The sequence below is a fragment of the Bradyrhizobium sp. ORS 111 genome (assembly GCF_045571485.1).
Taxonomy (GTDB): Bacteria; Pseudomonadota; Alphaproteobacteria; order Rhizobiales; family Xanthobacteraceae; genus Bradyrhizobium.
In genome coordinates this window covers 858,335-876,088 of record NZ_CP120701.1, presented here as the reverse complement: position 1 = coordinate 876,088, position 17,754 = coordinate 858,335, and the positions used below count along the sequence as shown (strand labels likewise).

General features: G+C 65.2%; 15 protein-coding genes. 8 read left to right on the top strand and 7 right to left on the bottom strand.

What is annotated here, in order from left to right; all coding sequences use genetic code 11:
* Positions 1-3: 3 nt before the first annotated feature.
* Positions 4-942: an alpha/beta fold hydrolase gene (locus P6U30_RS04000; RefSeq protein WP_407168242.1), complete on the bottom strand. Its 939-nt coding sequence runs from the start codon at positions 940-942 to the stop codon at positions 4-6.
* Between the two features lie 175 nt (positions 943-1,117).
* Here P6U30_RS04000 and P6U30_RS03995 point away from each other — a divergent pair, with 175 nt between their 5' ends.
* From P6U30_RS03995 to P6U30_RS03970, 6 genes are all read left to right on the top strand, one after another.
* On the top strand, positions 1,118-1,933 hold the full coding sequence (locus P6U30_RS03995; RefSeq protein ID WP_407168241.1) for an MBL fold metallo-hydrolase: 816 nt from the start codon (positions 1,118-1,120) through the stop codon (positions 1,931-1,933).
* Between the two features lie 185 nt (positions 1,934-2,118).
* Positions 2,119-3,114 (top strand): aldo/keto reductase, encoded by a 996-nt coding sequence (locus P6U30_RS03990; protein ID WP_407168240.1) that lies wholly within the window; start codon positions 2,119-2,121, stop codon positions 3,112-3,114.
* Positions 3,111-3,575 carry a MerR family transcriptional regulator gene (locus tag P6U30_RS03985; RefSeq protein WP_407168239.1) on the top strand — a complete coding sequence of 155 codons (465 nt, stop codon included), beginning with the start codon at positions 3,111-3,113 and terminating at the stop codon, positions 3,573-3,575. The genes P6U30_RS03990 and P6U30_RS03985 overlap by 4 nt, the downstream gene beginning before the upstream one ends.
* Before the next feature lie 140 nt (positions 3,576-3,715).
* Positions 3,716-5,104: an MFS transporter gene (locus tag P6U30_RS03980; RefSeq protein ID WP_407168238.1), complete on the top strand. Its 1,389-nt coding sequence runs from the start codon at positions 3,716-3,718 to the stop codon at positions 5,102-5,104.
* A gap of 81 nt (positions 5,105-5,185) precedes the next feature.
* Positions 5,186-6,235, top strand: a complete 1,050-nt coding sequence (locus tag P6U30_RS03975; RefSeq protein ID WP_407168237.1) for an amidohydrolase family protein — start codon at positions 5,186-5,188, stop codon at positions 6,233-6,235.
* Between the two features lie 11 nt (positions 6,236-6,246).
* Positions 6,247-7,179, top strand: coding sequence for a GNAT family N-acetyltransferase (locus tag P6U30_RS03970; RefSeq protein ID WP_407168236.1), 933 nt, complete (start codon positions 6,247-6,249; stop codon positions 7,177-7,179).
* 7 nt (positions 7,180-7,186) lie between these two features.
* Here P6U30_RS03970 and P6U30_RS03965 read toward each other — a convergent pair whose 3' ends face one another.
* The 3 genes from P6U30_RS03965 to P6U30_RS03955 all read right to left on the bottom strand — a co-directional run bounded on the left by P6U30_RS03965 (position 7,187) and on the right by P6U30_RS03955 (position 10,353).
* Positions 7,187-8,443: an aminopeptidase gene (locus P6U30_RS03965; protein ID WP_407168235.1), complete on the bottom strand. Its 1,257-nt coding sequence runs from the start codon at positions 8,441-8,443 to the stop codon at positions 7,187-7,189.
* Between the two features lie 114 nt (positions 8,444-8,557).
* Entirely contained in the window at positions 8,558-9,919 is a 1,362-nt protein-coding gene (locus tag P6U30_RS03960) for an adenylosuccinate lyase family protein (protein WP_407168234.1), read from the bottom strand.
* Between the two features lie 305 nt (positions 9,920-10,224).
* Entirely contained in the window at positions 10,225-10,353 is a 129-nt protein-coding gene (locus P6U30_RS03955; protein WP_407150097.1) for a hypothetical protein, read from the bottom strand.
* Between the two features lie 339 nt (positions 10,354-10,692).
* Here P6U30_RS03955 and P6U30_RS03950 point away from each other — a divergent pair, with 339 nt between their 5' ends.
* On the top strand, positions 10,693-10,869 hold the full coding sequence (locus P6U30_RS03950; RefSeq protein ID WP_407168233.1) for a hypothetical protein: 177 nt from the start codon (positions 10,693-10,695) through the stop codon (positions 10,867-10,869).
* Between the two features lie 365 nt (positions 10,870-11,234).
* Here P6U30_RS03950 and P6U30_RS03945 read toward each other — a convergent pair whose 3' ends face one another.
* From P6U30_RS03945 to P6U30_RS03935, 3 genes are all read right to left on the bottom strand, one after another.
* Positions 11,235-12,005 (bottom strand): SDR family NAD(P)-dependent oxidoreductase, encoded by a 771-nt coding sequence (locus P6U30_RS03945; RefSeq protein ID WP_407168232.1) that lies wholly within the window; start codon positions 12,003-12,005, stop codon positions 11,235-11,237.
* A gap of 20 nt (positions 12,006-12,025) precedes the next feature.
* Positions 12,026-13,690 (bottom strand): thiamine pyrophosphate-binding protein, encoded by a 1,665-nt coding sequence (locus tag P6U30_RS03940; protein ID WP_407168231.1) that lies wholly within the window; start codon positions 13,688-13,690, stop codon positions 12,026-12,028.
* 235 nt (positions 13,691-13,925) lie between these two features.
* On the bottom strand, positions 13,926-15,764 hold the full coding sequence (locus tag P6U30_RS03935; protein WP_407168230.1) for a methyltransferase domain-containing protein: 1,839 nt from the start codon (positions 15,762-15,764) through the stop codon (positions 13,926-13,928).
* Positions 15,765-15,989: 225 nt separating this feature from the next.
* Between P6U30_RS03935 and P6U30_RS03930 the strand changes: the two genes are divergently transcribed.
* A complete protein-coding gene (locus tag P6U30_RS03930; RefSeq protein ID WP_407168229.1) occupies positions 15,990-17,696 on the top strand; it encodes a Na/Pi cotransporter family protein in 1,707 nt (568 codons plus the stop codon).
* The last annotated feature ends 58 nt before the right edge of the window (positions 17,697-17,754 follow it).

Sequence of the window (17,754 nt, the reverse complement as noted above, 5' to 3'; positions counted from 1 at the left end):
ACCTTATCCTTTCATGACATCCATCACCGCGGCGGCAAATTCCTCCGGCGCCTCCTGCGGCAGATTGTGGCCGGCGCGCGGGATCACGCGATAGGCTCGACGGGCGGTGTATTTCGCCACGCTGGCGCTGCCGTCGCGGGCTGGCGTGACGCCATCGTCAGCCCCATCGAGCGTTATTGTCGGAACCGTAATCACCGGCAATGCGGCGAGCCTGCGCTGCAGCTCGGCATATTGCGCATCACCATCCGCAAGACCGAACCGGTGGCGGTAGCTGTGGATCACGACGTCGACATAATCTGGGTTGTCGAACGCAACCGCAGTGCGCTCGAAGCAGGTGTCATCGAATTGCCAGCTCGGCGACCATTGCGACCATAGTATTTTGGCGATGCCGCTCCGGTTGGCGGCGAGCCCGGCGCGGCCGCGCTCGAGCTGGAAGTAATATTGATACCAGAGCGGCCCCTCTCGCTCCGGCCGTGCCGGCACCATCGCATTGGCGATGTCCTGGATCATGTAACCGTTGGTGCAGACCAACCCGATGCAGCGTTCCGGCCAGAGCGCTGCGCCGACCGAAGCCGCGCGGCCGCCCCAATCATAGCCAGCGAACACTGCGCGCTTGATGCCGAGTGTATTCATCAGCGCCATGAGATCGGCGCCGACCGCGGCCTGCTCGCCCGAGCGCGGGGTCGCCCTCTCGCGAAATGTCGTCGGCCCATAGCCGCGCAGATAGGGCACGATGACGCGGCACCCCTGCGCCGCCAGCATGGGCGCGACGTCCACATAGGAGTGGATGTCATAGGGAAAGCCGTGCATCAGCATCACGGCCGGGCCGTCGGCGGGGCCAGCCTCGTAATAAGCAATGTTGAGCACGTCGGCATCGACGTGACGCAGCGGTTCCAGCCGCTTGGTCGAGGGTGCACGCGGCACGGAGGATTGGTCGGTCACGGCTCGCTCCCGAAGCAAGGCGATATCGGCATGATGGTAACGCCGCCGGCCGGATCCTATCGCAGGAATCGTGTTGCAGTGCGCGCCATGGAGCGATGCGCCGGCATCATCATGACGGAAGGTCAATTCGGCGGTACTGTTGCGCCCCGACGTCGTCACAGACGGAACACGCGTCATGCTCAGACTGCTCGCGATGCTCGTGCTGTTCGGGGCTTTCGCCGCTGGCGCCGAAGCCCAGGAGCCCCAGCGCAGCGAGTGCCTGGCGATAGCGAATGGGCCGCCGCGGGCGACGCCGGTCAGTCTCCGGCGCGTGGCAGCGAAGGCCGACGAGGTCGCGATCACCTATGCCGGCCATTCCACCTACTACATCGACACGCCCGGCGGCATCCGCATCGCGACCGACTACAGCGGCGTCTACCAGACCGGACGGTTGCCCGACGTCGTAACCATGAACCGGGCGCATTCGACGCATTATACGTTATTTCCCGATCCACGGATTCCTCACGTGCTGCATGGCTGGGGCGAGAACGGCCAGGCCGCGCACTACGCGATGCGGATCGGCGACGTCTACATCCGCAACGTCACCACCGACATCCGCCGCTACTGGGGCGAAGATCCCGGCGGCGAGATGATCAAGGACGGCAACTCGATCTTCATCTTCGAGGTCGCCGGCCTCTGCATCGGCCATCTCGGTCATCTCCACGTCAAGCTCGACGACAGCCAGTTCGCGGCGATCGGACGGCTCGACATCGTGATGGTACCGATCGACGGCACCTATACGATGTCGCTCGATGGCATCTCCGAGATCACCAAACGGCTGCGCGCCGCGGTGGTGCTGCCGATGCACCGCTTCGCGACGCCGCTCGACGAATTCATGCAACTGATCGGCCGGCAGTTCGAGATCGACCGGCGCGGCGGTGAGCGCACCTTGAGGATTTCGCGAGATACGCTGCCGGCCACGCCGACCGTGATCATCCTCGACGGCGTCTGAGGGCCTGTGACTCTATCCAGCGAGGGGCGATAGCGACGAACCGACAGCAATGACGAGCGTCATCCTGAAGCGCCTGGCCTGACACGATTGCGTTAGCGAGGCATTTTTCGTGCTTGACCTAGAGTATGCTCTAGCGTGTTCACTCGGGATCGTCCGGCAACGCTCCGGCTATGAGGACCAACGATATGACAACCTCCAGCAAGCTCCCGCACCGCAAGCTCGGCCATGACGGCCCGCAGGTTTCCGCCATCGGGCTCGGCTGCATGTCGCTCTCCGGCGTCTATGGCGCCAGCGACGACGCGGCGGCGCCCGACCTGATCCGGCACGCCATCGACCAGGGGATCGATTTCCTCGACAGCGCCGACCTCTATGGCTGGGGTCACAATGAGGAACTGCTGGGCCGCGCGCTGAAAGGCCTGCGCGACAAGGTCGTGATCGCGACCAAGTTCGGCCAGGTCAAGACCGCGACCGGCCAGGGCGTCGACGGTCGCCCGGCTTATGTGCAGCAGGCCTGCGAGGCGAGCCTGAAGCGGCTCGGCATCGAGACCATCGACCTCTATTACCAGCACCGCATCGATCCCACCATCCCGATCGAGGACACCGTCGGCGCAATGGCGCGTCTCGTCGAGCAAGGCAAAGTCCGACATCTCGGGCTGTGTGAGGCCCGCCCCGAGACCATTCGCCGTGCTCACAAGGTTCATCCGCTGGCCGCGGTGCAAACCGAATACTCCCTGCTCTATCGCAGCGAGGCCGAGGAGACGCTGCAGACCACGCGGGCGCTTGGCATCTCCTTCGTTGCCTATTCGCCGCTCGGTCGCGGCTTCCTGACCGGGCAGATTCAGTCGCAGGCCGACATCGCAGGCGATCGCCGCGGCGACCATCCGCGCTTCGCCGGCGACAACTTCGTCCGCAACCGCGATCTCGTCGGCGGCATCGTCGCGATCGCGCGTGAGAAGGGCTGTACGCCGTCGCAGCTCGTGCTCGCCTGGCTGTTGGCCCAGGGCCGGGACATCGTGCCGATCCCCGGCACCAAGCAGCGCGCGCGGCTCGACGAGAATATCGGCGCGCTCGACGTTAGGCTTTCACCGGACGAGCTTGCGCGCATTTCCGCGGCGATCCCGCCCGGAGCCGTGGCGGGCGAGCGCTATCCGGCCGGCGCGATGAAGGCGGTATATCTATGATGGACGCGCGAACGCCGCATCCGCAGGCTGCGCCGACCGCGCTCTATATCGGTGACATCGCGCGTCGCTCCGGACGCAGCGTGCATACGATCCGCTGGTATGAAGCGCAGGGCCTGATGCCCGGCGTGACCAGGGATCACGGCCGCCGCCGCGTCTACAGCGACTACCATATCGGCTGGCTCGACCTGATGGAGCGGCTGCGCCTGACCGGCATGTCGATCCGGCAGCTTCGCGAATACACCACGCTGGTGAAGCAGGGTAGCGCGAGCTTGCGCAAGCGCCGCGCGCTGCTCGCCGAACACCAGCTCCGCGTCCAGGCCATGATCGCCAAATGGACCGAGGCGCTCGCGCTGGTCGATGCCAAGATCGAGTTCTACGACGAATGGGTCGCCGCCGGCACGCGACCCAAGGTTTCGCCGCAGCAGCGCGCCCGCGCCAAGCAGTCTGCAACCAGGGCCTGACCGACCACCCAAAGCGCGATGAGATGAGGTTGAGCTGGAGCGGCAACGGAGGTTCACCTCTCCCTCGGGAGAGGTGAACCGCGGCCGAACCGATTCGATCCTAACTCGTCTTACTCTAACATCAGAGAACAGGACACGCGATGACCGATACGCTTCTGCGTAAACCCTTTGCCATGCGCGCATCGCTGCGGCTCACGCTGCTCACGCTTTGCCTGGCCGTCATGATCGCGCATATCGACACGTTCATCGTCAATCTCGGCGCACGCGCGATCGGCGATCATTTCGCCGCGGGCGTCGATGAACTGCAATGGATCGTGGACAGCTACAATCTGGTCTATGCCGTCAGCCTGCTGACAGGTGGAATGCTCGCCGATATCTACGGCCGGCGCCGGATCCTGATGTCGGGCGCGCTGATCTTCACCTTCGCATCGCTGCTGTGCGCCGCCGCGCCTTCGGCTCGCGTGCTGATCCTGGGACGCGCGCTCGCGGGCGCCGGCGGCGCGCTGATGATTCCCGCCTCGCTTGCGATCATACGGGTGGTCTGGGATCATCCTGGTGAGCGCGCCCGTGCACTCGGCGTCTGGGCCGCATGCAACGGCGTCGCCATGGCGCTGGGGCCGAGCCTCGGCGGGATGCTGATCCCCTGGTTCGGCTGGCGCAGCATCTTCCTGGTCGTGGTGCCGTTCGGCCTGTTGGCGCTGATCATGGCCGGCTACACGATCCCGGAATCCTCGGACCCACGACGGCGGCCCTTCGACGCCACGGCGCAAGTCTTTGGCGGGCTGGCGCTTGGCGGCCTGACCTTTGCCGCCATCAGCACGCAATCGGCCCCCCGCACAATGGTCGCGGCCCTGATCGTAACCGCGCTGTCGGCGGCGCTGTTCATCGTGATCGAAAGGAAGAAGGGCGCCGATGCGCTGGTGTCGCCCGAGATCTTCACGATCAGCCAGTTTCGGGCCGCAATGATCGCCACGATGGGCATGACGTTTGGTGGGTATGGGATGGTGTTCGTGCTGCCCCTGGCGTGGCAGTCGAGCGAGCGGTTCGACGCCACCGCGAGCGCCGCGGCCCTGCTGCCGATGTCGCTCGTCTTTATTGTGGCCTCGCCGCTCTCCGGCGCGCTGTCCGAGCAGCTTGGCATTCGCACGGTCACGTCCGGCGGCGTGGCGTTGATGGGCCTCGGCCTCCTGCTGATCGGCGTCGGCGGCCTGCAGCCGGATATCCTTCCGGCCGAATTCGGATTGGCGATGACCGGCCTTGGACTCGGCCTCGCAGCGGGACCACTTTCTGCGATGGCCGTCGGCCACGTCACTGCCACGCGCGCCGGCACCGCAGCCGCACTCATCAACGTCGCCCGCATCAGCGGTGCAACCATCGGGGTCGCCGTGCTGGGCGCATGCTATGCCACGGCCGGCGGGGGCGCGCGCGGGCTGTTGTTGTCGATGATTGCGGGCAGCCTCGCTCAATTCGCGGGCGCCGCTGTGGCGTGGATGGTGACGCGCGAAAGGACGCAGCGCGTACCGATTTGACCTGCCCGCTCGCCTCGCTATCCTTCCCGAAGCCGGCATCGTACGGGCGGCCGACAAGAGCAAGAACGGGGAGCATCATCCATGGCCAGCACTCTGCCCGCCTCCGCGAGCGGGCTCTATGCCAATCCACGCGAAGACTGGCTTGCGCAATATACCGAGGCGATCATCGACCCTGACAGGCCGATTGTCGATCCGCATCACCATCTCTGGGACCGCGGCAGCTTGCGCTATCTGATCGAGGAGATGCGTGACGACATCGCCTCCGGCCATAACATCGTCGCCACCGTCTATGTCGATTGCCGTTCGATGTACCGTGCCGACGGCCCCGAGGCATACCGCCCGGTCGGCGAGGTCGAATTCGCCAACGGCGTTGCCGCGATGTCGGCAAGCGGCGGCTACGGCAAGGCCGCGATCTGCGCCGGCATCGTCAGCCACGTCAATCTTTTGATCGGCGATCAGGCCAAGGCGGTGCTGGAGGCCGAAATCGCCGCCGGCAATGGCCGGTTCCGCGGCATCCGTCACTCCTCGGCCTGGGACGAGGACCCCGACGTCGCTCACATGTACGCGAACCGGCCGAAGGGTCTGTTGCTGGACACCAGCTTCCGCAGAGGCTTCGCCTGCCTCGCGCCGCTCGGTCTAAGCTTCGATGCCTGGCTGTTTCATCCGCAGATCGGCGAGCTGACCGACCTCGCCCGCGCCTTCCCCGAGACCCGGATCGTGCTCGATCATTGCGGCGGTCCGGTCGGGATCGGCCGCTTCGCCGGCAAGCGCAGCGAGACCTTCCCGGTCTGGCGGGCGTCGATCCAGGAGATCGCCAAGTGTCACAACGTCGTCGTCAAGCTCGGCGGGCTGGCGATGTGCCTGCTCGGCTACGACTTCCACTTGCGGCCAAAGCCGCCATCGTCGGAGGAACTTGCCGCAGCTTGGCGGCCTTATATAGAAACCTGCATTGAGGCCTTCGGTCCAAGCCGTTGCATGTTCGAAAGCAACTTCCCACCTGATAAGGGTCAATGCAGCTATCAGGTGATCTTCAACGCGTTCAAACGACTGGCTTCACAATATAGCGAAGTCGAGAAGACCGCGTTGTTCTTTAAGACGGCAAAGGATGTTTATCGCCTCGACATCGGGTAAGCTTGCGACTCATGGATGACGGCATCACCATCCGGCCGCTCCGAGAGGCTGATGCGGAAGCGGTGGTCGCACTCTACAGCAAGGCCGCGGCGGTGGAACCGCGGCTCGGCCCGGTTACGCTGCCGCAATGGGACCAGTTCCTGAAGCTGCCGCAGAATCGTGGCGGGCGCGACTTTCGTATAGCCGAGCGGGACGGTCGCCTCGTCGGGCTCGCCGAATCGTCCTTGCGCGACCAGGGCTCACACCATTCCCGGTTCCTCAAGATCGTTGTGGCGCCCGAGGTGCGGCGCCGCCGGATCGGCCTCGCTCTGTTCGATGACGTGCTCACCATCGATGCCGACGCAAATCTCACCGTGCAAACGCTGGTGAGTCGCGATTGGCCGGCGGGAATGGCGTTCGTGTCCGCATTCGGCTTCGTTCATGTCGGCTCCGAGATCGGAATGAAATGCGTCGAGCCGCTGCAGCCGGCCCGCACCCTTGCGGCCGCGCGCGCCGCTATCGAGCGCGCCAGCGACGTGACGGCCTGCGCCGCCGAGGTCGCGCGCATCCACAACACCGCCTACGCCTCGGATGCGGCGTTCCGCCTGTACTCTCCGGAGGAGATGGCGCAGGTGCTGACAGAGAGCGAAGTCTGGGTGGCGTCGGAAGACGGACAGATGTCGGGCTTCTGCCTGACAGAGCCGGAGCAGAACTCGATGTGGATCGAATCGGTGGCCGTCGACCCGGCGCGCCAGAGCCGCGGGCTCGGCCAGCTCCTGGTCTATCATGTGCTCACCGCCCACGAGGTCTCGGTCGAGCATCCCTGCTGGCTGAATGTCTCCAGCCGGAATGCTGCCGCGCTGAAGATCTATCGCCGCCTCGGCTTCCGGCCGCAGTACGAAACCTGCCGCTTCAGCGCCACGCGGGGCGAATTGATCGCCTCGCGCGAGCGCCGGTTCCGCTAACGGCGCCTTACGCCCACTCGCCTTGCCGGAATACCGGCACGGTGCGGCCATCGGCGTGGACGCCGTCGATGTCGGTATGGGCCGAGCCGATCATCCAGTCGATATGGATCAGGCTCTTGTTGCCGCCCTGCTCGGCGATCTGCTGCGGCGTCAGCTTGTCGCCGTTGACGAAGCATTTCGAGTAGCATTGGCCGAGCGCGATGTGCGAGGCGGCGTTCTCGTCGAACAGCGTGTTGAAGAACAATAGCCCGCTCTTGGAGATCGGCGAGGAGTGCGGCACCAGCGCCACCTCGCCCAGCCGGCGCGCGCCCTCGTCGGTGTCGAGCACCTTCTTCAGCACCTCCTCACCGCGCGAGGCCTTGGCCTCGACGATGCGGCCGTCCTCGAACTTCACCGCGATGTTGTCGATCAGCGTGCCCTGGTAGGACAGCGGCTTGGAGCTGACGACATGGCCGCTGACACGCCGGCAATGCGGCGTGGTGAAGACCTCCTCCGTCGGGATGTTGGCATTGCAGACGATCCCGTTCTTGGCTGTCGAGGCGCCGCCTTCCCATTCGTGGCCGTCGGCCAGCCCGATCGTCAGGTCCATTCCGGGGCCGGAATATTTCAAGGCGTGGAAGCGCTGGCCGTTTAGCCATTCGGTGCGCTCGCGCAGCTTGGCATTGTGCTTCTCCCAGGCGGCGACGGCGCCGTCCTGATCGACCCGCGATGCGGAAAAGATCGCGTCGGCGAGCTTGGCCACCGCGACATCCTCGGCAACATCGGGAAACACCTGCTTCGCCCAGGATGCGCTGGGATAGGCAATGATGTTCCAATTGGTGTCGAAATTGACGATTTTCTCCAGCGCCGGCTGGTAGGCCATCGAATTCGCCTTGCTCGCGCACGCGACCTTGGTCGGGTCCTCGCCCGACAGCAGCATCGGGTTGTCGCCGACGATCGCAAGTCGCGCCGTGTTGGCGCCAAAGGCCTTGGCCATGCCCTCGTAGAGCCAGTTCGCGGCCCGGTCGAAGCTCGCGTCATTGGCGTAGCGGTAACGGGCGAGCGTAAGCTCTTCATCCGAGAAGAACGGGGTGATCAGGCCGGCGCCGGCCTTGTAGGCATGCTCGGCGATCCGCCGCACCAGCGGCATCGCAGCCGCCGGCGCCGTCAGCAGAAGGTCTTGACCCGGCTGCAGGTGCAGGCCGACCTTCACCGCGACTTCGGCGAGCCGATCGAGTTTCACGGGATCGATCGAGGCGGAAAGGTTGCGTTGATGTGCAGTCATGAAGCGTCCGGCAGTGTCCTGTTGAGATTTTACCGATTCGTAGTCCAATTCGATCCGTATCCGCAAGGTTCCAGCACCGCCGGTCACGCGACGGCGAGCGCATGCGCCGAACTCTTACCGGTTCGCCGATGCCAGCACCCGATCGACCATTTCGGGCGCAAGCCCGAGATAGTTCTTCGGCGTAGTGAGCCGGTCGATCGTCGCGCGATCGATGCGGCTTGCCACGCGCGGATCCGCCGCCAGCGCGTCGGCCAGCGACAAGCCCTTGTCATTGGCGACGCGGCAGGCGTCGTAAACGACGTCGTGCGCCTCCTGCCGGCCGATCGCGGGCGCCAGCCCCATCATCACAGCTTCGGCAACGATCAGCCCGCGGCTGAGGTTGAGGTTGTCGGCCATTCTTTTCTCATCGACAATCAGGCCGCCGAGCGCGAACTTCGCCTGATGCAGCGCGCCTGCAGTCAGCACGAAGCTCTCCGGGATCGCCATCCACTCGGCGTGCCACGGACCGGTGGCGCGCTCGAAATCCTGCACCATCGCGTCCAGCATCAAGCCGGCATGCTGACGCACCGCCTTTGCCGCAGCCAGCATCAGTTCAGACGAGATCGGGTTGCGCTTCTGCGGCATGGTCGAGGAGGCCCCGCGTCCCTTCACGAACGGCTCATAGACTTCGGCGAACTCGGTGGACGCCATGATCATGATGTCGAGTGCGATCTTGCCGAGCGTTCCCGTCACCAGCGCGAGGAAGTTCACCGCCTCCGCCAGCCCGTCGCGCGCCACGTGCCAGGTCGAGACCGGGACGCCGAGACCGAGTTCCTCGCACAGCGCCTGCTGCACATCGAACCCCTTGTCGCCGAGCGATGCCAGCGTGCCGGCGGCACCGGCGAACTGGCCGACCAGCACGCGCGGCTTCAGTTGCGCCAGCCGCTCAGCATGGCGGTCGAACGCCGCCAGCCAGATCGCGGTCTTGTAGCCGAAGGTCACCGGCAACGCTTGCTGCAGGTGGGTCCGCCCCGCCATCGGGGTGTCGCGATAGCGCTTCGACAGACCGGCGAGGACGCCGCGCAGCGCGGCGATCTCGTCCTCGACGATCTTGAGCCCGTCGCGAACCTGCAACACCACGGCGGTATCCATGATGTCCTGCGTGGTCGCGCCCCAATGGACGTAACGACCGGCCTCGCCGCACTGCTTCGCCATCTGGTGCACCAGCGGCAGGATCGGGTAGCCGACAATGTCGGTCTCCTGTCGCAGCAGGTCGAAATCGAGCGCCGCGACATCCGCGCGCCGCGCGATCTCGTCAGCCGCCTCCGCCGGGATCACACCGCAGCGGGCTTCGGCCTTCGCCAGCGCGACCTCGACCTCCGCATAGCGCTGCAGCAGCCGCAGGTCGGAAAACACCTCGCGCATCTCGCGCGTGCCGAAGGCATCGCGGAACAGCACGGAATCGAGAACTGTGGTCGAGGTCGGGAAAGTGGGCATGGCGTATCCTGTGGCCGATCGCAGCTTGCGCAACGTCCCTATCACGCCCCGCTCGGATGCTCCTAACCCTTCGCAGGTATCGCACCGAACCGCGACGCTTCGACCATGGACATGCAGCGCTCGCTGCGGCTGCGGCTTTAGCGCAATTGATAGGCACGCTGGCGGGCATAAAGCGCGATCAGGATCTGATCAGGACCGGATGTGTTCAGGGCCATCGCAGCGTCCCGGGGACGCCACGTCTTTCAAATTCCTCGGCCTGCCATGACCGTCCACATCGGCGTCATCGCCGGCCGATACCGAATCGGCTAGCGGGTGCCGGCGTAGTGCTGCCTGGCCAAGGTATGTGCCATCTGCGGCGATCCGACCGCACCCCAGATCGCAACCGCGATCAGTGCGGCCGCCCACATATACGGCATGGCTTTTGGCGGCTTCATCGGTAACGTCATCCTCAGGACAATCGGACCACCCGCACGGCTGGCCATCCGCGAATCATGTAACGCTAGAGCGTGTCCGTTTCGGGACGGGTTCATCGGAATGCAGAAATGATTTCGCAGCAATGCGAAATAGGTCTGATGGCCGGCATCGACTGTATTTTCCGCAGATGTGGCACAATTTGATCCGTGCCGCGGGCACGCTGGAGAATCTTCTGCCTAGTTTCAAGTCAACGGCGCGTGAGATTTTCCAAAACTTTGATCCTGAATTCTTTTTGATTGTCGGGCGGAATCAACCCGTGCGAAGAATCGCCGTGACAGTACGATGACAAGGGTTCCCCTGTGACCGCTCAGCCTGAAAACGCCAAGCGCGGCCAACGCGCCGCCTCCAAGACATCGCAGGAGGAGGTCGCGCGGTCGCTGGAACGTGAATTGAGGCTGTTGACCGAGGAGCGCCACGACCGCGCGCGCCAGCTTGGTCTCGACATCGGCGCCGCGGCACCGAGGGTGCGGGACTAGCCCAGCCGCCTCGGGCGCGGCGTCTAAACCTTTAGTTGTATACGGAACAATTTCCCTTGTTCCACTGAACGGCGGGCGGGTTGCGCGTGCCGGGCTCCTTGCCGCGACGGCACGGCGGCGATCGCTCCGCCGTCATGGCCCGCACATGCGGGGATCCCGTGCGCCGCGGCCTCTCGGATCAATCACTGCCGCCTCTGGAATACTGGATCGCCCGCCTTCGCGGGCGATGACAGGCGTGGAGATATGGCATTGCATTCTCGCGACGCGATCTGTCCGAGCTTTTGCCGCTCATCCCGCCCTGTCTTGCGTCACCGCGCCACGGGCAATCACCAACCAAGGCGAGAGCAGCGATCGATCCGATCAGATCAAGCGGCGCTGTAGCCGCCGTCGATCACATGCGATGCGCCGGTCATGAAGGACGCCTTGTCCGAGCACATCCAAACCACGGCTTCCGCGATCTCCTCGGGCACGCCCAAGCGACGAACCGGCACCTTGGCGATGATCTCGTCATAACGTTCGTCCATCGTCTCCTTGGTCATCGGCGTCTTGATGTATCCGGGATTGACGCAGTTCACGCGGATGCCGTCCTGGGCATATTCAATCGCCGCGGTCTTGGTCAGCCCGACAACGCCGTGCTTGGTCGCGACATAATGGCCCGACGTGGCGAGGCCAACAAGCCCGGCAATCGAGGCGGTGTTGACGATCGCGCCGCCGTCTCCTTGCTTCAACATTTGTGCGACCTCGTATTTCAGACACAGGAACACGCCCATCAGGTTCACCGAAAACATCTTCGCCACGGTGGGCTGCGTCAGTTCATGAATGCGTTGGCCGGGCGGGCCGACGGAGCGCCCGGCCACGCCGGCATTGTTGAACGCACAATCGATTCGCCCAAACGCCGAAACCGTCCGCGCCACCATGTTCGCGACATCAGCCTCGTCGGTGACATCGCCTTGTATCGCGATCGACTGGCCGCCGGCGGCGTTGATGCGAGCGACCGTCTCTTCGATTCCATCCTTCGAGAGATCGGACACCGCCACGCGCGCGCCTTCGCGCGCCATGGCAATCGCGGTTGCCCGGCCGATGCCTGAGCCGCCGCCCGTCACCAATGCAGCCTTGCCGTCCAGAATGCCTGCCATGGGAAACTCCTCCTGCGCGGTCAGCGCTTTCCCTCGATTGCGATCTCGACGAGATACGGCCGGTTTGCCGCGACAGCCTTTGCGACTGCGCCGGCGATGTCGTCGGCCTTCTCGACTCTGACGGCTTCGACGCCCATGCCGGCTGCGAGATGCACGAAGTCGAGCGCCGGGCCGGTGATATCCATGTTTTGATAGGGATGCTGGGTGCCGGCTTCGAAATTCTGACGCCAGACATCCACATTGTGCTTGAGGATGCGGTACTCGCGGTTCGCAAGCACCACGAATACGATCGCAAGCTTGTGGTGCGCGGCCGTCCACAGCGCCTGGATCGCATACATCGCCGAGCCGTCACCGGAGATGGCGACAACCGGACGGTCCGGCATTGCCACCTTGACGCCGATCGCGCCGGCAAGACCTTGGCCGATGCCGCCGCCACGACCGCCGAAATAATCGCCGAAGCCGCGATAATCGAAGGCGCGTGCGAGATCGAGGCTCGCTGTGATGCTTTCATCGACAATGACGACATTCTCGGGCAGACCGCGGCGAAGTTCAGCGGTGACCCGCGGCATCGAGCTCGGCTCGCGGGTCCAGCTTTTCTCAAGGCGCGCCCGATAGGCGTCCTTCTCCTTCGCCTGCAAATCGGAAAGCCGGGTATTGCGGTTTTGCACGGCCTGTCTGAAGCCCGCCCCCGCCTTTGCGCGTACAGCGTCCGTCACTGCGCCGAGGCTGACGGCGATGTCGCCGACGATGCCGGCATCGAGCCGGTTGTTGAGCGCGAGACGCTCGGCCGAAGCTTCGATCTGGAGCACGGACGCGCCGTCAGGAATGTGACCGCCCGGCGCAAACCAGACGTCCTCAAAGAACGGGCCGCCGACGAGCAGCACGAGATCGGTGCCCCCGAGCGCCTTACGCACCTGCCTGGCGTCGCCGGGGAGCGACTGACGATAGCTCGGATGGTTGGTCGGGAAGGGCGCGTGATGCCGCAGCCCTTCGAACCACACCGTGGCACCGATCGCTTCCGTGAGTGCCACCAGCGCCTGTTCGGCGCCCGATCTCGCCACCTCGTCGCCGGCGATGATGGCCGGATTGTTCGACTTCAGGAGCAGCGCGGCCAGCGCTTCGACGCCTGCCGGGTCGGGTCGCGTCGATCGCCACAAATGATCCGGCGCCGACGCCTCGACCGCGGTCTCCTGCTCCATGACGTCGATCGGCAGCGACACAAACACCGGTCCCTGCGGCGCATCGGTCGCCACTTTGAACGCGCGCCGCATGATTGGTGCGATCTCGTCGGCGCGCTCGATCTGCACGCTCCACTTGGTCACCGGTGCGGCCATCGCAACGAGGTCGTGGCCGAGCAGCGGATTCTTGAGCCGCATTCGCGTGTCCTGCTGGCCGGCCGTCACAACCACGGGCGAACCCGCTTTCAGCGCGCCGTAGAGCGAACCGATGCCATTGCCAAGGCCGGGAGCGACGTGCAGGTTGGCAACGGTGACGCGTCCCGACGCCTGCGCGTAGAAGCTGGCGGCGCTGACAGCGACACCTTCATGCAGGGCCATGATGTATTCAAGTTGCGGAAACGCCGGCAAGCTGTCGAGCAGCGGCGTTTCTGTCGTGCCGGGATTGCCGAAGATATGACGCACGCCGTGCGCCACGAACGATTCCATCAGCACACGACGCCCACGCATTGGTTTCCTCGCGATTGGTTCTGATTTGTTTTGCGTATCATCGGCCCGGGAGCGACCCATGGCAACCGCGCGAGACAGTTCGTGTCCGCGCGGCGGGCTGCGTCTTCCGCATGGCTTTAGAGCGGAGACCGCGGATGAGGATCGCTATCGTGGTTCGAATGGCCGCGTCGGAGGCGGATGTTGTGAACCGCTCGATGCGTTGGTCTTCCTTGCGCCAGAAGCAGGCGCCGTTGCCTCACTGCGCGTGCTTGGCCGCCATGAAGACATACATGTCCCAGAACGTCTCCGGATGATCGGCTTCGAAGCGGTGCCACTGATCCAGATTGGTCTCATCGGCCGCGCCCGGAAACTGCTGGTAAAATTGTTCGAGCACCGTTGGATCATCAAAGGGCTCGAAGCCCAGGAAAGACAGACCATCGTCGTTCAGGAATGCGGCGATCTCGGGAACCGTGAAGCGATGCTCCATGACGTTGAACAGCAGGTCGCGGCAGCCGCTCATGCTGTAGAAATCCTTCGCGCCGAGCAGCGGCTTCCAGTCGTCCGCCTGGCGGAAGATCTCCTGGCGACACCGTCTGATATCGTCTGCCGTCGCGCGATAGCCGCGCGCCGCGATGCGGGCGCGGGCCTCGACGATGACGCGGCGCGCCAGATTGCTGTACAACCCGATGCGCATCCTGCCGCCCGGCCGCAGCAGCGAGACCAGCACGCGCCACCCGGCCGCGGGATCGGCCAGATGATGCAGCACACCGACCGACTCAATATGATCGAAGGTGCGGCCGATCGCACCCAGCTCCAGAATATCCGCCTGCGCATATTCGATATTGCGCAAGCCGAGTTCCCGCGTCTTCCGGCGCGCATAGGCGAGGCTGGGCAGGCTGACGTCAATCGCGAGCAAACGGGCGTTCGGATAGACCTGCGCGATCTGAATCGCGTGCGAGCCGGTCCCGCACCCCGCGATCAGTATGTCGAGTTCGGCTTGCCATTCCGCGGTCGGGACGATCCTGCCCCGCGCCTGATCGGCCGCAAACGCGTGCAGCGGGTTGATGGTCCAGCGCGGATAGGGATTTTCCTCGTACTGACGCATCACCTCGAGTGATACGCTGTCCTTGACGGGCGTGAGCGTGGCGATGGCGCTGCGCTCGCCTGCTTCCTCCAGCGGCTCGCGGAGCTGCACCCGGAGCAGGCCGGCCGCGGCCGCCGGCCAATCCCGGCGCAGCAGCGCGTCCGCCGCCGGCAGGGCATGAAGCGGGACATAGGCCGCAACGACCGCCAGCATCAGCGGAGGGATCGCCGCCCCTGATGCCAGGGCGTGCAGCAATCGATCGCGCAGGGCGCTCGCAAGCTTGCTCTCCGCGTCGGCCTGTTCATAGACATATTCATTGATGAAGCACTGCCGGGCGAGTGCGCAGGCGAAGCCGACGATATCGTCGTCGATCTCGGCATCGGCTTCGCCCGCAAGCCGCAGCAGCTCGGCGCGGGCGTGTCCCAGCAAGGCCTCGAGTGGCATGCTTGCCAGCGTCGTCGCTTCCATCGCCGCGCGGAGGAAGAGGTCGTTTGCGAGCGGGGCGACACTTTCAGCACCGAACAATTCGGCGTTCGTGACCGCCAGCGGCCACTTGCTGGCGATCCGCGCGCCATAGGTGGCGATGACAGGGCTCTGCAGGATGAAGGCGACGGCTTTCGCGTCCATGCCGAGCGCAAGCGCCTTGCCGAAATGGGCGACGGCCTTGGTGCGCTGACCCAGCGCTTGATACGAATTGCCGGCATTGTAATGACACGCGGCATTCACGTCATCCGAATCGAGCGCTTTCGCGAACATCTTCACGGCAGCCCGGTGATCGCCGGTTGCCTGCGCCATCAGGCCGAGCAGATTCAGGCTCTGCACATGTGCCGGCTCGCGCACGAGAACCTGACGACAAATCTCCCCGGCTTCGTTGACGCGGCCCATCCCGTAGAAGCGGCGGGCCTCAGCGGCGAGGTCAGCAATGCTGAGGCTTGCCGAAGTCGGCGCGCCTGCTCTGCTTGCAGGCTCGTCGCGTCGCTTGCTGGCCGCACGTCGTTCTTTTCGGTTCATGCCCCGTCACTGGTCCAAACTGAAAGATGTCGCCGAACAGCGCACCGAACAAGGCGGCGCTGCGAGACGGCATCACCCAACCGCGCCGGGCAGACATAGGGCCGATCGCGCCGGCGGCCAAGGATAATCTGCCGCACGGCGAACGCCTCGCGTGGCTCGCGGCCACGCCGCAACTCCGCTACAGTGCCGGAGCTCGCTTGATCGTCGTTCACGTCAGGAGCCCGTATGTCGGTGGCAATCTCAGCGCTTGGCGGCGTCGGCCTCTTCCTGCTGGGCATGACCGTGATGACGGAAGGCCTGAAGGCGCTGGCAGGTTCCGCCCTGCGCGCCGTGCTCGGCAAGGCGGCCGCAACGCCACTGCACGGCTCGTTCTGGGGCGCCATCGTCACATTGCTGGTGCAGTCGTCCAGCGCGACGACGATGACCACGATCGGTCTGGTCAGCGCCGGCCTGTTGACGTTCCAGCAAGGGCTGGGGCTTGTGTTCGGCGCCAATGTCGGCACCACGGGCACCGGCTGGCTGGTTGCGCTGATCGGCGTCCGTGTCTCGCTCACGGCCGCGGCGCTGCCGATGATCTTTGTCGGTGCGTTGACCAAGCTTATCGCAAGCGGGCGCGTCTCGGGGGCCGGCGCTGCGCTTGCCGGGTTCGGACTGGTGCTGTTCGGGCTGACCACCCTGCAGCAAGGCATGGGCGGACTGGCCGAGCGATTGCACCCGGCGGATCTGCCCGCCGTTCTCGCCGGTGCGGATATGTGGTGGTGGTCGGCGCTGTTCGGCGTGCTGGCCCTCGTCGTGGTCGGATTGGCGATGACGACGCTGATGCAGTCGTCGACGGCCGCCATCGCGGTCACCTTGTCCGGCTACTTCGCCGGTGCGTTCGGGCTCGATCAGGCCTGTGCTCTGATCATCGGCCAGAACATTGGAACAGCGACCAGCTCCGCCCTGGCCGCGATCGGGGCGAGCATCACCGCCAAGCGACTGGCGATCGCCTACGTCCTGTTCAAGCTGATCGCCGCCCTGATTGCGATCGTGTTGTTTCCCTTCGTCGTCCCTTCGCTCGTGCATGCTTCCAACACCGTCGACGGCGTCACCTTGCTGGCCGCGTATCACACCGCCTACAATGTCGTCGGCGTCGCAGTCTTGCTGCCTTTGATCAACCCGTTCGCGCGACTGGTCGAGCGCATTCTGCCCGAACGCGGCTCGCCGCTCACCCGCTGCCTCGATCCCTCCGCGCTCGCGACCCCGATCGTGGCGGTGGAAGCCGCGCGGCGGACGATTGCGCGCGCGCTCGCAACCCTATGCTGTTCCATCGAGACGGCACTGGCCGGCCGTGCGACCGCGATCCGCCTCGGCAAGGACGCCGTATCGGTGCCCGAGGCGGCAGATGCCCTGCGTCGGACCCAGACATTCCTGTCGGACGTGGCCGGACCGCCTGACAGCGAAGACGGCCAGCAGCGCCTGACAAGCACGCTGCACGCACTCGATCACGCGTCCCGGCTGGCCGAAATGGCGAATGGAGACATCAGCCTCAATGTGCCGGGAGGCGGACCGGAGGACATTCGCGCCACGGAGCTCTGTGCGGAGGCGATGCGGAGCGCGGCCGCGATCGCGCGCGGTGTGGTGGCGCCGGCGCGCGACACCGGCTCGTCGCTGGTGATTCCCGCCTCGCAGGGCGCCGACGCCCTGGCCGGTCCGCGCGCGATACCGGCCGACGAAGCGATCGCCGAACTCAAGCGCTGCGTGACCCAACTCGATGCCATGCTGCCCATCCACCGCAGCGCAACGCTGGGAGCGGCGGCCAATGGAACGCTCACCGCCGACGCGGCGCTGGTTCGCGTCGAGATGGTCCGGAGCCTCGACGCACTGTCGCATCATGCGTGGCGGTCCGCCGCGCATCTGGTCGGTCGCGGCGAGCGCACGACGACGGGATGAGATTGACGCCTGAGGTCACCTCTCCCTTTGGGAGAGGTCGATTTGCGCAGCAAATCGG